The sequence below is a fragment of the Paenarthrobacter sp. CAP02 genome (genome assembly GCF_040137855.1).
In the GTDB taxonomy this organism is placed as follows: Bacteria; Actinomycetota; Actinomycetes; order Actinomycetales; family Micrococcaceae; genus Arthrobacter.
Window position 1 is genome coordinate 102,852 of sequence record NZ_JBEEII010000006.1, and the last position, 13,799, is coordinate 116,650.

Annotated in this window: 15 protein-coding genes; 8 read left to right on the top strand and 7 right to left on the bottom strand. The window is 63.6% G+C overall.

What is annotated here, in order from left to right:
• Positions 1-78: 78 nt before the first annotated feature.
• The 5 genes from ABHM97_RS12060 to ABHM97_RS12080 all read left to right on the top strand — a co-directional run bounded on the left by ABHM97_RS12060 (position 79) and on the right by ABHM97_RS12080 (position 6,339).
• Positions 79-1,641, top strand: coding sequence for a pyridoxal phosphate-dependent decarboxylase family protein (locus tag ABHM97_RS12060; RefSeq protein ID WP_349470846.1), 1,563 nt, complete (start codon positions 79-81; stop codon positions 1,639-1,641).
• Complete coding sequence (locus ABHM97_RS12065; protein WP_349470847.1) at positions 1,638-2,981, top strand: lysine N(6)-hydroxylase/L-ornithine N(5)-oxygenase family protein; 1,344 nt, start codon at positions 1,638-1,640, stop codon at positions 2,979-2,981. Before ABHM97_RS12060 ends, ABHM97_RS12065 begins: the two co-directional genes overlap by 4 nt.
• Entirely contained in the window at positions 2,978-3,568 is a 591-nt protein-coding gene (locus ABHM97_RS12070; RefSeq protein ID WP_349470848.1) for a GNAT family N-acetyltransferase, read from the top strand. Before ABHM97_RS12065 ends, ABHM97_RS12070 begins: the two co-directional genes overlap by 4 nt.
• Complete coding sequence (locus ABHM97_RS12075) at positions 3,565-5,406, top strand: IucA/IucC family protein (protein WP_349470849.1); 1,842 nt, start codon at positions 3,565-3,567, stop codon at positions 5,404-5,406. The genes ABHM97_RS12070 and ABHM97_RS12075 overlap by 4 nt, the downstream gene beginning before the upstream one ends.
• A 153-nt stretch (positions 5,407-5,559) precedes the next feature.
• Complete coding sequence (locus ABHM97_RS12080) at positions 5,560-6,339, top strand: SDR family NAD(P)-dependent oxidoreductase (RefSeq protein ID WP_349470850.1); 780 nt, start codon at positions 5,560-5,562, stop codon at positions 6,337-6,339.
• A gap of 42 nt (positions 6,340-6,381) precedes the next feature.
• Here the strand turns inward: ABHM97_RS12080 and ABHM97_RS12085 are convergent, their stop codons facing one another.
• From ABHM97_RS12085 to ABHM97_RS12100, 4 genes are all read right to left on the bottom strand, one after another.
• Positions 6,382-7,140, bottom strand: coding sequence for an alpha/beta fold hydrolase (locus ABHM97_RS12085; protein WP_349470851.1), 759 nt, complete (start codon positions 7,138-7,140; stop codon positions 6,382-6,384).
• The gene (locus tag ABHM97_RS12090; protein ID WP_235520270.1) at positions 7,137-7,601 is read right to left on the bottom strand and encodes an SRPBCC family protein; all 465 of its coding nucleotides are present in this window, start codon (positions 7,599-7,601) and stop codon (positions 7,137-7,139) included. Before ABHM97_RS12090 ends, ABHM97_RS12085 begins: the two co-directional genes overlap by 4 nt.
• Complete coding sequence (locus ABHM97_RS12095; RefSeq protein ID WP_349470852.1) at positions 7,591-7,959, bottom strand: ArsR/SmtB family transcription factor; 369 nt, start codon at positions 7,957-7,959, stop codon at positions 7,591-7,593. Before ABHM97_RS12095 ends, ABHM97_RS12090 begins: the two co-directional genes overlap by 11 nt.
• Before the next feature lie 65 nt (positions 7,960-8,024).
• A complete protein-coding gene (locus tag ABHM97_RS12100) occupies positions 8,025-9,074 on the bottom strand; it encodes an FUSC family protein (protein ID WP_349470853.1) in 1,050 nt (349 codons plus the stop codon).
• A gap of 134 nt (positions 9,075-9,208) precedes the next feature.
• Between ABHM97_RS12100 and ABHM97_RS12105 the strand changes: the two genes are divergently transcribed.
• Positions 9,209-9,679: an SRPBCC family protein gene (locus ABHM97_RS12105; RefSeq protein WP_235520267.1), complete on the top strand. Its 471-nt coding sequence runs from the start codon at positions 9,209-9,211 to the stop codon at positions 9,677-9,679.
• A gap of 29 nt (positions 9,680-9,708) precedes the next feature.
• Positions 9,709-10,191, top strand: coding sequence for a GNAT family N-acetyltransferase (locus tag ABHM97_RS12110; RefSeq protein ID WP_235520266.1), 483 nt, complete (start codon positions 9,709-9,711; stop codon positions 10,189-10,191).
• A gap of 12 nt (positions 10,192-10,203) precedes the next feature.
• Here the strand turns inward: ABHM97_RS12110 and ABHM97_RS12115 are convergent, their stop codons facing one another.
• From ABHM97_RS12115 to ABHM97_RS12125, 3 genes are read right to left on the bottom strand one after another with little or no spacing between them, the layout of a single operon-like run.
• Complete coding sequence (locus tag ABHM97_RS12115; RefSeq protein ID WP_257370237.1) at positions 10,204-10,617, bottom strand: VOC family protein; 414 nt, start codon at positions 10,615-10,617, stop codon at positions 10,204-10,206.
• Positions 10,618-10,626: 9 nt separating this feature from the next.
• Positions 10,627-11,250, bottom strand: coding sequence for an FMN-binding negative transcriptional regulator (locus tag ABHM97_RS12120; RefSeq protein ID WP_349470854.1), 624 nt, complete (start codon positions 11,248-11,250; stop codon positions 10,627-10,629).
• A 28-nt stretch (positions 11,251-11,278) separates the two neighbouring features.
• A complete protein-coding gene (locus ABHM97_RS12125; RefSeq protein ID WP_349470856.1) occupies positions 11,279-12,211 on the bottom strand; it encodes a DMT family transporter in 933 nt (310 codons plus the stop codon).
• On the opposite strand from ABHM97_RS12125, the gene ABHM97_RS12130 reads away from it, so the two are divergent.
• Positions 12,210-13,625 carry an aminotransferase-like domain-containing protein gene (locus tag ABHM97_RS12130; RefSeq protein WP_349470857.1) on the top strand — a complete coding sequence of 472 codons (1,416 nt, stop codon included), beginning with the start codon at positions 12,210-12,212 and terminating at the stop codon, positions 13,623-13,625. The two genes, ABHM97_RS12125 and ABHM97_RS12130, sit on opposite strands and share 2 nt — an antisense overlap.
• Positions 13,626-13,799 lie beyond the last annotated feature (174 nt).

The following is a 13,799-nucleotide window of genomic DNA, read 5'->3' on the forward strand; positions in this document are numbered from 1 at the left end:
AAAAGTTTGACGGAAAGGCTTACCTAAGTAAGGCTTACCTTGCTAACAAGCGCCCCAAAGCAATGGAAGGAAGCTGACGTGACGTCACCAAGTGTCGAAGAGCGGATCGCTCAGGAGCAGGATTTTGGCTCCAAAGTGGAACTGGCCCTCGCCGCCACCAACCAGCTGTTCAACGCAAGAAATTCGCCCAGTTACGTCGCGCAGGTTCTGCAAGGAGTCAACGCTGTCTCCACCAAAGTGCAGCGGACCGCCAAGCCGTTCACCGGCGTCGGGCATGCTGAGCTGAAAGCCAAGGTTGGCGCTGTCGACCTCGAACGCCCGCTGCCTGATACGGCAGCGGCCCTTGAGGAACTCGACGAGCTGTACCTCAAGGACGCCATCTACTTCCACGACGCCCGCTATGCGGCCCACCTTAACTGCCCGGTCGTCATCCCGGCGCTGGTTGGTGAGGCTGTTCTCTCGGCAGTGAACTCCTCCATGGACACCTGGGACCAGAGTGCGGGTGCCACCATGATCGAGCGCCGCCTGATCGACTGGACCGCTGAGCGCATCGGCTTCACCGCCGACGCCGATGGCGTGTTCACCTCGGGTGGCAGCCAGTCCAACTTCCAGGCCCTTCTGATGGCGCGCAACCACGCGGTGGCCGCCCTGCGTGTCGGTAACCCTGACGCCCGTCTGCCGCACTTGCTTGACCGTCTCCGGATTTTCACCTCTGCCGACAGCCACTTCAGCATCCAGAAGTCCGCGTCCATGCTGGGCCTGGGCTTCGACGCCGTTGTTGCCATACCGACTGCCGAAGACCGCCGCATGGACCCCACCGCCCTTGCGGCTGCTTTGGCTGAAGCGCACGACGCCGGGCTGGTGCCGATGGCGGTTGTGGCCACCGCCGGGACCACTGACTTCGGTTCGGTTGACCCGCTTACCGAGCTCGCCGCTCTGGTGCGGGCCTACGATTCGTGGCTGCACGTTGACGCCGCCTACGGGGGAGGGCTCATTGTTTCGGGTCGCCACCGGCACCTCCTGGACGGGATCCACCTGGCCGACTCCGTCACGGTGGACTTCCACAAGACGTTCTTCCAGCCGGTCAGCTCCAGCGCTGTGCTGGTCCGCAACGGCTCCATGCTGGGACACGTCACCTACTACGCGGACTACCTCAATCCCGAGAGCGCCGCGAAGGCCGAGATCCCCAACCAGGTGGACAAGAGCATCCAGACCACGCGACGCTTCGACGCCCTCAAGCTGTGGCTGACCTTACGGATCATGGGTGCCGACGCAATCGGAGCGCTTTTCGATGAAGCGATCGACCTCACCGCCCGGGTAGGTTCGTTGCTGGCCGACGATAACGAATTCGAGCTCGCTGCCCCACCACAGTTAAGCACCCTGGTATTCCGTTACCGCCCGGTGGTTGACGGTCTTGTCATCGATGAAGACGCAGCCGATGCCATCAATCCCGCGATCCGCGCAGCGATTTTCGCCTCGGGTGACGCTGTGGTGGCGGGCACCAAGGTGGCTGGCCGCCACTACCTTAAATTCACCCTCCTCAACGCTGAGGCCTCCCTGCAGGACATCCAGGAAATCATCGAACTCATTCGCAGGACGGGCGCCAGCCTCCTCGCAAACACCACGGAGGCCGCCGCATGAGCACCCCAAACAACGGCAGGATTTACGACGTCGCAGGTATCGGCGTCGGGCCCTTCAACCTGGGCCTGGCGGCACTTAGCGAAGCGGTGGAGGATCTCGACTGCGTGTTCCTTGACCGCCGCGATTCCTTCGACTGGCACCCGGGCATGATGCTGGAGCCGGCACACCTGCAGGTTCCCTTCATGGCGGACCTCGTGACTCTCGCCGATCCGACGTCGCCTTTCTCTTTCCTGAATTTCCTGAAGCAGACCGGACGCTTGTACCGCTTCTATATCCGCGAGAACTTCTACCCCCTGCGCGCGGAGTACAACCAGTACTGCCAGTGGGTGGCGGGCCAGCTGGAGTCTGTTCGTTTTAGCACAGATGTGCTTGATGTGAGCTACGACGACGGCGTGTACCACCTTTCCGTACAGGGTCCCGAGGGCGTTGAGGTGCTTCGCGCCCGGAAACTGGTCCTTGGCACAGGCACATCGCCCTATGTACCGGACGCCTGTGCAGGAATAGTGGACGCCGGGGGACTGGTCTTCCACAACGCCGACTACCTGTCGAGGAAGAGTGAGTTGCAGTCCAAGCGCAGCATCACGATCGTGGGCAGCGGCCAGAGTGCGGCCGAGCTGTACTACGAACTCCTTCAGGAAATTGATGTCTACGGCTACCAGCTCAACTGGGTAACCCGTTCCGGCCGCTTCTTCCCGCTCGAATACACCAAACTCACGCTGGAGATGACCTCGCCGGAGTACGTGGACTACTTCCATTCGCTCCCCGGCGAGCAGCGCGACCACCTGATCAAGAACCAGAAGAACCTGTACAAGGGCATCAACTCGGACCTGATTGACGACATCTACGATCTCCTCTACACCAAGAGTCTCTCCGGCATGGTGGACACCCAGCTGCACACGCACTCGTCGTTGACTGCAGCCGAGTGGGACGGCTCCACCGGCACCCACACACTCCAGCTTCACCATGAAGAACACGGGCGGGACTACACCCTGGAGTCTGAAGCCGTAGTGCTCGCCACCGGCTACAGCTACAAGGAACCCGCCTTCCTGGCAGGGATCCAGGATCGAATCCGCCGCGACTCCAAAGGCCGTTTCGACGTCGAGCGCAACTACGGAACCGGCGTCGAACCCGGCGAAATCTTCGTCCAGAACGCCGAGCTCCACACGCACGGTTTCGTCACCCCGGACCTGGGCATGGCCGCCTACCGCAACTCCTGCATTCTGCGCGAAATCACCGGTCGCGAGGTCTACCCAATCGAGCGCAGCATCGCATTCCAGCAATTTGGCGCACCGGCTCCCGTGGCGGCCAGCCTGCCGGAAACAACTGGAGTAACCGTATGAGTTTCACATTTCGGCCCGTGGATCCCGTGGCCGATGCACCTGTCCTCCACAGCTGGGTCAGCCAGGAGTACGCCCGCTTTTGGGGCATGGTGTCGGCCACCGAACAGGACGTAGTGGAGGAGTACTCGCGAATAGCCGGATCGGACCACCACCAGGCGTTCTTAGGGCTCGACGACGGCGTCCCCGCCTTCCTGATGGAACGGTACCGCCCGGAATCGTCGCCTTTGGCGGACGCCTACGAAGTCCAAGCCGGCGACGTCGGAATGCACCTGCTCGTGTCCCCACCCAGCCGGGAACCGCTGCCGGGCTACACCACCGCCGTTATGCAGTCCGTCATGACGGAACTGTTCGATGACCCTGCAACCCAGCGGGTCGTCGTCGAGCCTGACGCCCGGAACCACAAGATCCACGTGCTCAACGAAAAGGTGGGCTTCAGGCCACACGGCGTGGTGAGGCTGCCCGCCGTCGATCCTGCCGAAGACCACAAAATGGGGCTCCTGAGCTTCTGCACCCGCGAGGATTTCCTCGCAACCCTGACCCCGATCCTGGCCGCGACTGCCGCGCCAACCAGAGGAGAATCCCTGTGACCACCACTGCCGATAACGTGACCACCACGGCCGCTGCCTCGGTGTCCCACCTGACGCCCGAGCGCTGGGCCATTGCCAACCGGCACGTGGTCCGCAAGGCGATTGCCGAGTTTTCACACGAACGGATCCTGGTCCCGGAGTTGATCCGGGAGGAAGGCGCCGGCGTCGGCCTGTACAAGGTGGTGAGCGACGACGACACCGTCGAGTACCGCTTCCGGGCGCGCGTCCTGCAGCTGGAGCACTGGTCTGTTGTCGCGGACTCCATCGTTCGGTTGCGGGATGGCCAGGAGCTTCCGGTGGACGCCTTGGATTTCATCGCCGAATTCCACGAAGCACTGGCCATCCGCCAGGAAATGCTGCCCGTGTACCTCGAGGAAATCAGCAGCACGCTGGCCAGCCACGCGTACAAGCAAGGCAAGCCGTTCTCCTCCGCGCAACTGGCGGCAGGCGTCAGCGGGGGCGCGGATCGTGCCGTTGACTTCCAAGCCATCGAGCACAGCATGACTGAGGGTCACCCCTGCTTCGTGGCCAACAATGGCCGGCTGGGATTCGGGATCGCGGACTACCATGCGTTCGCGCCGGAAACCGGCGTCACTGTGAAGCTGCAGTGGATCGCCGTGCATCGCAGCAAGGCAGTATTTACCTCGAGCGCCGGGCTGGATTACCGCACGCACTTCGAAGCTGAACTCGGGCCGGCCACGTTGGCTTGGTTCAACGCGGAGCTTTCCGCGTCAGGGCTGGATCCGGAGGACTACCTCCTCATGCCCGTCCACCCATGGCAGTGGGACAACAAGCTCACCGTGACGTTCGCGGCAGAAATCGCCCAGCGCCACATCGTGAACCTTGGCACCGGTGAGGATTCCTACCAGGCACAGCAGTCCATCCGGACGTTCTTCAATACTGACCACCCAGAGAAGGCCTACGTCAAAACGGCCATGTCTGTGCTGAACATGGGCTTCATGCGTGGTTTGTCCCCGCAATACATGAAGGCAACACCTGCCATCAACGATTGGCTGCAGGAACTGATCGGCAATGACCAGGAGCTCCAGAACCGGGGCCTGGCCATGATCCGTGAAACAGCGGCCATCGGCTATCACAACCACTATTACGAGGCTGCTTCGGCCAAGGGTTCGCCTTACCGCAAGATGCTCTCGGCCCTGTGGAGGGAAAGTCCACTGCCGTTGCTCAAGGACGGACAGCAGCTGGCCACTATGGCGTCGCTCCTGCACGTTGATGGCACGGGCCAGTCCATGGTTTCCGCCCTCATTGCGCGATCTGGGCTGGCTCCCACCGAGTGGCTGCGCCGCTACTTCGAGGCGTATCTTGTGCCGCTGCTTCACTGCCTCTACCAGTACGAACTCGCGTTCATGCCGCACGGCGAAAACGTCATCCTGATCCTTGAGGACGGTGTGCCGGTACGGGCGATCATGAAGGACATTGCCGAGGAAATCGTGGTGATGGGGGACCGGCTGGAACTGCCGGAAGAGGTTTCGCGCATCAAGGCCGAAATCCCGGCCGAGGAAATGGTCCTGGCCATATTCACCGATGTTTTCGACTGCATCTTCCGCTTCCTGGGAGCAATCCTTGTGGAGGACGGGACGCTGGGCGAGGACGGGTTCTGGGGCACTGCCGCAACTGTCGTGAAGGAGTACCAGGAGCGTCACCCGGAGCTCGCGGACCAGTTCACCATGCACGATCTGTTTGCTCCGGACTTCGAACTGTCATGCCTCAATCGGCTTCAGCTGCGGAACAACCAGCAAATGCTGGACATCTCGGATCCATCGGGCGGGCTGCAGATGGCGGGGCGCCTGGCCAACCCCTTGGCGAAGTTCGCCTGACAGCCCGCGAGGGGTTAGCTCTCGGCACTTTCGCGGCGCTCAAAGGGGTGGGAGCTAACCCCTCGGCGTGGGCAAAGGGGTGGGAGCTAACCCCTCGCGTGGGCAAAGGGGTGGGAGCTAACCCCTCGGCGTGCGGGCCGCTAGTCTTGGCCCATGACGACTCGAGCCAATGAACTCACCGCCCTGGTTACCGGTGCGACGGCGGGAATCGGTGCTGAATTCGCCCGCCAACTCGCCGAATCGGGGCACCACCTGGTGCTGGTGGCCCGTGACGAGCAGCGCCTGAAGGACAAAGCCGCGGAGCTCGAACGCGACTTCAGTATCTCGGCGGAGGTACTGCCCGCAGACCTGACAACCGACGTCGGCGTTTCGGCAGTAGCGGACCGTCTCAGGGACGCCGAAAAACCCGTGGACGTGCTGGTGAACAACGCCGGGCTGGGGCTACTGAAGTCGTTCGAGCGCAACGATTTGGATGAAGAACGCCGGCATCTCAGGCTGCATGTCCAGACGCCCATGGAGTTGTGCCACGCAGCCTTGGAGGTGATGTTGCCACGCGGAAGGGGCAGGATCATCAACGTTGCCAGCGTTGCCGCGTTCGCTAACCGGGGCACGTACTCGGCCGCCAAGGCGTGGCAGGTGACTTTCAGCCGCTGGGCCAACCTCAGCTATGCGAAGTCCGGCGTCCAGGTCACTGCCGTGTGTCCGGGTTTTACTCATACCGAATTCCACGACCGCATGGGCATGGACAAATCCGTGGCTCCACGGTTCTTGTGGCTGACCGCAGAACGCGTGGTCCGGGCGGGGCTGGAGGACAACGCAAAGGGCAAAGGCGTTTCCATCCCCACCAAACGCTATAAAGTGGTCAGCTTCTTCGCCCGCATTCTTCCAGCAAAGCTCACCTCGGGACCGCCGCGGAGGCCGCTCAAGGTTTAGGCGCTGCCACCGGTGTGGCGTCCAGGCGCAGGAACAGTTTCCCTACTGAAAGTAGGTAACGAGTGCCTGGCTGAGAACCTCGTCCGGAACAGCGTGGCCCTGTCCGGCCAAGGTGAGCGCTTCTGCCGTGGGCGAGGCCTCGGCAATTGCGTGGATGACGTCCAGGGCCCACGGGCTGTGGCTTCCGGCCATGGCCAGGATCGGGGCCTGGATCCGGGCGAGTTCATCGGCGGGGATGCGACCTTCGTTGCAGAGGCGGACATCCGCGGGAAGCGTGTGGGCGAAAGCTTCAAGGTGGCCCCAGTGCGGTCCTTGTTTCATGCCCTGGATCGCCGGTGCGGGTGTGCCCATGAGGCCCAGGAATCTTTCCACCGCGCCGGTGCGGTCACCGGAGGCGACGAGTGCTGAGAGTTCGTCAGCGAATATGGAGCTGGGTCCGCTGGTGAACGGCGGTTCGTAAACGGCGATTTTCCGGAAATGCACTCCGGTAGCTGCGGCTGCAAGGGCCAGGGCCCCACCGGAGGAGTCTCCGAAAACAAAGGGTTCCTCTCCGGTCAGGGCAGCAACCGCGGCGAGGTCTTCGATTTCGAGTCTCGGATCGTTTTCGCCGAGGGGACCGCTGTTGCCGCGGCCCCGGCGGTCGTACTCGTGGACCGTGAACAGCCCCGTGAGCAGTGCGCTGAGGCCCTTCTTGGAATGCCGGTCGCAGAATGCTCCGGCCACGATCACCAGGGCCGGGCCGCTGCCCGTGATGTCGACTGCCAGCGTGGTGCCATCGTTCGACGTGATTGTTGTTGTCATTGCTTTGCTCCGTCTGCGAGGTGGTGGAGGTAATTGCTGAGCTTGTCCAATGTTGTCGCGAATCCCGCCCGGTTTTCGGGGCGCAGCACCTGGTCCGGTATGTCGCTTTGGTGCAGGCTGAAAAGGGTGCGTCCGCCCGGCAGTGCCGTGAAGGTGACGCGAACGGTCATGCCAGTGTGTTCTTCGTGCCACGCAAGGATGTCCGGGGCGTGCACCTCGAGAAACACGGACCGCGTGGCGTACGTGGCGCCCGTGGCGTCGTTGACGATGAGGGTTTCAAAACGCCCACCGGGGCGGAGGTCCACCAGGATTTCCGTTGTGGGTGCACTCGCTCCTTTCGGAGCCCAGAAATGCGTCAGGTGTCCGGGCTGGGTGAAGCAGTCGAACACCAGCTCGGGAGGAGCGTCCAGAACCCGGGAATACTGCAGCCCGGCCGCTGCGTCTTCGGCGCTAGGAGTCATCCCGTTCTTCCTTGCCGCCCTGGAGCTCTGCGAGGTGCTGGTCGAGCTTGTCCAGGCGCTCGTCCCATACCCGCCGATGGTTCTCTATCCAGTCGCCAACGCCATCCAAGGCCGCCCGTTCCAGATGGCATGGCCTGAACTGAGCGTTGCGTGTGCGGGAAATCAGACCGCTGGCCTCAAGTACTTTCAGGTGCTTGGACACCGCGGGCAGGGACATGGCGAAAGGTGCCGCGAGGTCGGAAACTGTGGCGTCGCCGTCTGCGAGGATGGTTAGGATCGCCCGCCTGGTCGGGTCAGCCAAGGCTGCAAACGCAGCATCGAGTGAGCCGGGCGGCCGATTCATCAGCATGGACTCCATACAGGCACTTTACCTTGCGGTTAATTAACCGTCTAGTTTAATGCGGTCATGCCCTAAGTGCAGCATTAGGTGCGGCCCCGCCGCTGGACCACTACGGCGACAGCGATGCCCACCACCGCTCCCACGAGTGTTTCGATGGCACGCTCCATCACCAGCACGCCCGGATCCATGGGTGACGCGAGTTGGGCGATCAGCAGGATCACGGGGGTGAAGAACACCATGGCCCAGCCGTAGTGCCGGGCCATGAACAGCTCCGTGGGGAACTGGCACAGGACCACCACCACGGCAAGGACTACGGCGGCGTGGCCGGGAAAGTACTGCAGGGGCGACAGCGGACTGGGGAAAAGCACGACGGCGACCACCACCAAACCGAGGAACGTCCCCACGATGCGGTGGATGCCCCGGTGGACGCGGCTGGGGAGATCGGCCCCGGCAAGCGGCACCGCCGCCGCAGCCATGGCCCAATGGGGGTGGCCACTCACGCTCACCACACCGATGGCCCCTGCTACGCCAACCGCCAGCATGTAGCGGGCGGCGTGCACGAGTGCGGCTTGGCGCAGGGGGCCACTGAGCACCGGAACGTCGCGCGCAGCGCCGGCCACCCAGGCCCGGCGCCGGAACCAGCCGGCAAAGCCAACCACCACGGAAAAGGCCGCTGACGCGGCCCCGATGAGTATCGCCGTCGTCAACGGAATGCTGGTGGGCACCGAAGCGCAGGCCCCCAACGCGAGGATGCCGAAGAACGGGCCAATGGGCTTCAGCCGCACGGTGTCGGCATACAAGGAACCGAATCCGGCAAAGAGGGTAGCCACGAGCACCAACCACCACGAATGGATATGGTTCACGGACAGGAAGACGCCGATGCTCAGCCCGCCCACCAGGATCAGCGCGGCCTGTGCTTGGTGTTTGAGCCGTAACTGGTGGGTTTCGTTGCGGCCGTACATTCCGGTCAGCGCACCGAAGACTGCGTACATCATGAGGTCGGGACGTCCTATGAAGACCAGGACCAGCGCAGGCACGGCAACGCTGAGCGCAACGCGAACTGCTGAGAGGCGATCGTTGTTGGCCGGGCCGAGGCGGTGGAGTTCACGGGCGTGCGTCAGAAATGCGGGCACAGGGGAACACCACCAATCTTCCAGGGTTTGCTTTCGAAATTATCAGGGCGGGCAAACGTGCCGCTATAAGCGCGGTCACAAAACGTGGGTGAGCTGGCGCGCTCTGAGGCGGAAAGGTCTGGGAAGATCAACGTATGCCTGTTGCTTTCGTTTGCCGCACCCGCTCCACCATGCCGCCGCAGGAGCTGTTCGATCTTTCGCGGAACATCGACGCCCACGTGGGGTCGATGACCAAGAGCCGCGAGAAGGCCGTTGCCGGTGTCACGACAGGTTTGATCTCGGAAGGCCAGACCGTCACGTGGCAGGCATGGCATCTCGGAGTCCGGTTCCGCATGACCAGCCGTATTGTGCGGATGGAGGCCCCGGCGTCGTTCTCTGACGAGCAGGTGAAGGGCCCCTTCAAGTACCTCCGCCACACCCACCAGTTCCGCCCGGACGGCAGCGGAACACTGATGGTGGACACGATCGAATTCGCTGCGCCTTTCGGCCCGTTGGGCCGCTTGGCGGAAAAATTGGTCCTCGCCCGGTACATGCAGAACCTCATTGAAAAGCGCAACGAATTCCTGGTGGCACAGGCACCGCCCGCGCTGGACGCACGGCAATGATCCGGCTCGCCCACGCCGATGACCTGCTAATGATGCAGGATATTGAGCGCGCCGCGGGGGAAGTTTTCCGGCAGCTTGGCATGGACCCGATAGCTGATGATGAGCCGTTTCCCGTGGAGGTATTGGGCGCCTACGCCGCTGCCGGGCGGGCGTGGGTGTACGTTGACGGGCTCGATTACCCGGTGGCGTATCTCCTGGCTGATGTCGTGGACGGCGAGGGCCACGTTGAACAGGTCAGCGTCCACCCCGACCAAGCCCACCAGGGCATTGGCCGCGAGCTCCTCCACGCCGCCCGCGTCTGGGCCAGGGGCCACGGAATGCATCGGCAGACCCTCAGCACGTTCCGGGATGTGCCCTGGAACGCTCCGTATTACCGGCGGCTCGGTTTTGAAATGCTCGACGCCGGTAGCTGGGGTCCGGAGCTCACCCGCCTCATGGAACACGAGGCGGAGTTGGGCCTGACCCGCTGGCCGCGGGTGGCCATGTGGCGCCCGGTGGTCCCGCCCACCTAGCCGGCAGTACACCTAGTCGGCGGCCACCAGCTCAACCTCGTAGCTGTCGGTGTTGATCAGGTAAGCGGCGTAGTGGTCCGGGCCGCCGGCGTGCGGGTACTTGGATTCGAACATTTCGTACCAACCCGCGTCCGCTCCGAGCTCGCGGATGCGGTCCACGTTTTCCCGGGTGCCAGCGTGGAAGGCAACGTGGTTCACCCCCGGATCGGTGCGGCGGTGAGCGGTGCCGGTGATGGCATCGGAGCACTCCACCACGACGTAGGTCCCACCAAGTTTCCAGCTGCAACCAGTGGGCCACTCCTGGAACGGCTCATAACCGAGCTCGCCCAGGAGCCATCCCCACTCCGCCCGTGCACGGTCCAGGAACGGCACCCAGATTTCAAGGTGGTGGACGGCCCCCACGGACCCGGCTGCAACCTCACGCATGCGCCGAGTCTACGAGGTCCGGGCCCGTTCCACATCGGCGGCGCTCGCAGAATCTCCACGGGCCCGAAGCCCGGCGACTACGCCATCCACGTCGTCGGCCGATCGGTTTTGACTGAGTTTCGTTTTAGCCTCCACCCGGCTGATGACAAGTTCGACGCCGACAATCGCCCGCAGTTGCCCGGCAATGAACCGCTCGGGTGCTTCATCCACTGTCCAGGGTTTGGGCATGCCGGCCTCGTTCCGGTCGGACAGGCGACGGACGTGCATTGCCAGCCAGTCGGCGTCGTCATGGATGACCAACTGGCCGTAAACATGCGCAGTGGAGTAGTTCCAGGTGGGTACCACCCGGCCGTGTTCGGCCTTGGACGCGTACCAGGAAGGCGAGATGTAGGCGTCGGCGCCCTGGACGATCATCAAAGCCTCACTGGTGACCGGCAAGGACCACTGCGGATTGTTCCTGGCCATATGGGCTTGCAGCGCACCATGCTCCCCGACTGAGGGGTCGTACACGAAAGGCAGGAGGGTTGCCTGCAGCCCCTCCGGTGACATGGTGACCAGGTTGGCGGCGCTGGTCTGCGTGAGCAAAGAGTCAAGTGCTTCCGGTGAGGCGACGAAATGTGCGGGGGTATACATGCGAGCTGTCCTTTCGGGGTGACGGGTCTTAAGAGGCCAACGGCGGGTTGAGCCTGACGCGGACTGCGGCGCCTGCGCAGAGAATCACCGCAAGGCCGCCCACCACGGTGGTCCAGTTCAGGGATTCGCCCAGTAACAGCGCAGCCCATGCGATGCTCATGACCGGCTGGACCAGTTGGATTTGACTGACCTGGGCCATGGGGCCGATCGCGAGCCCCCGGTACCAGGCGAAGAAGCCGAGGAACATGCTCACAACGCCAAGGTACGCGAAGCCCAGCCATTGAACGGGCGTGGCTGAGGGCAGTCCTGATCCCACGGACAGGGCCGTCAGCAGGATCATCACGGGCGATGCCACAACCAAAGCCCAAGAGATGGTCTGCCAGGCTCCGAGTTCGCGGGCCAACAACCCGCCCTCCGCGTAGCCCACAGCCGCGGCCAGCACTGCGCCAAGAAGCTGCAGGTCGGCCCAGTGCAGTGAACCGAAACCGCCCGACTGGACCAGTGCGAAAGCGAGGGCCGCGATCACGCCTACTGCGGTGAGGACCCAGAACAGGAGGCGGGGCCGCTCCCGTCCCCGAATGACCGCTACCGTGGCGGTGGCTGCCGGAAGGAGTGCAATGACCACCGCTCCGTGGCTGGCGGACGTGCTAGTAAGGGCGAAGGTGGTGAGCAACGGGAACCCCGCAACGATGCCTCCGGCCACTACGGCCAGCCTGAACCATTGCCGGCCCCGGGGAAAGCGCTGCCGGCTCACGGCCAAGGCCAGTGCCGCGAGAAGGGCTGCCACTACGGCCCGGCCGGCACCAATGAACAGGGGCGACAACCCCTCTACGGCTACCCGGGTGAAGGGGACAGTGAAGGAGAAAGCGACGACTCCCAGGAGGCCCCACCATATGCCGGTTGAGGACTTGGGGGATATCACTGGCCGCGAAAGAGTAGTAGCGCTACTATTGTGACTCATGAATAACGATAGCAGTTCCCGCATCGCTGCGCGACTGAAAGAGTGGATCTCTGAAGCTGCTCCGGGATCGAAACTGCCATCAACCCGCCACCTCGTGGCCGAATACCAAGCCAGTCCGGTCACGGTCCAGAAGGCCTTGAGAACGCTGACTTCTCAAGGCTTGATCGAGAGCCGTCCGGGCGTGGGAACATTCGTCCGGGCGTATCGCACGGCACGTCCATCGGACTACGGCTGGCAGACGGCGGCATTGAGGTCGGCCCAGGCTGCGCGGCCCCTGAACTCTGCTGCCATGCGAAGCGCTTCCAACGACGTCATCGCCTTCCATTCCGGCTACCCGGACCGCGAGCTTCTCCCGGAGCGGCTGGTCCGCGCCGCCCTCACGCGGGCTGCCAGGGGAGACGCCGCCCTCTCAAGGCCGCCGGCGCAGGGCATTCCTGAGCTGCAATCATGGTTCGCGCAGGAACTGGGCGCCTCCACGCCGGTTGGCGTCACGCCGCCCCAGCCGAGCGACGTCGTCGTTCTTCCCGGGAGCCAAAGCGGACTCAGCTCCATTTTTCGCGGACTGGTGGGCCACGGCCAACCACTGCTCGTGGAATCGCCCAGCTACTGGGGCGCGTTGCTGGCCGCGGGCCAGGCCGGCGTGAACATCATCCCCGTACCGAGCGGCCCCGAAGGTCCCGATCCCGACGAGCTGGACAGGGCCTTCGAGGAATCCGGGGCCCGGCTCTTCTACGCGCAGCCAAACTTCGCCAATCCCACGGGAGCGCAGTGGTCGGCAAAGCGCGGGGAAGAGGTGCTGCGGATCGTGCAGCACCATGGCGCTTTCCTTGTGGAGGATGACTGGGCCCACGATTTCGGGATCACGGCGCCTTCCGCGCCGATAGCTGCCAAGGACGATTCCGGCCACGTGGTCTACATCCGCTCGTTGACCAAAAGCGTGTCGCCGGCCGTTCGGGTTGCGGCGATTATTGCACGCGGACCCGCCCGGGAACGGATCATGGGCGCACAGGCCGCCGAGTCGATGTACGTCAGCGGATTGCTGCAGGCGGCAGCGCTCGACGTCGTCACGCAGCCCGGGTGGCAAACCCACCTTCGCGGACTCAGCCATCAGCTGCAGTCACGCCGCGACCTCCTGGTCTCCAGCCTCGCGGAACACGTCCCAGAAGCCCACCTCAGCAACCTGCCCAAAGGCGGCTTGAACCTGTGGCTGCGGATGCCGGACGGGTTCGACGTCGAGCAGCTCACCAAGGATTGCGAAGCGGCGGGGGTGCTCATCGCAGCAGGGACCGAGTGGTTCCCAGCAGAGCCGGAAGGGCCGCACATCAGGCTCAACTACGCCGGCCCCAACCCCGGCGCGTTCCCGGAAGGTGCGCGGATTATCGGTGAAGCGGTGCGGAAGTTGCTGTCGTCCTAAGGGCCCGTTGCGGGCCCGCAGTTCCGTCGTTGGCCAACAACGAAACAGCGGGTGAGCAACGTGCAGGTGGTGCCTTAACGACCGTAGCCACCAACCTCAAGGAGAGCGCCTTGGGGTTGGTGGCTACGTTGGGCGGCGCTTGGCCGCGAACTATCCGTGTCGCGTTGCAGAAGT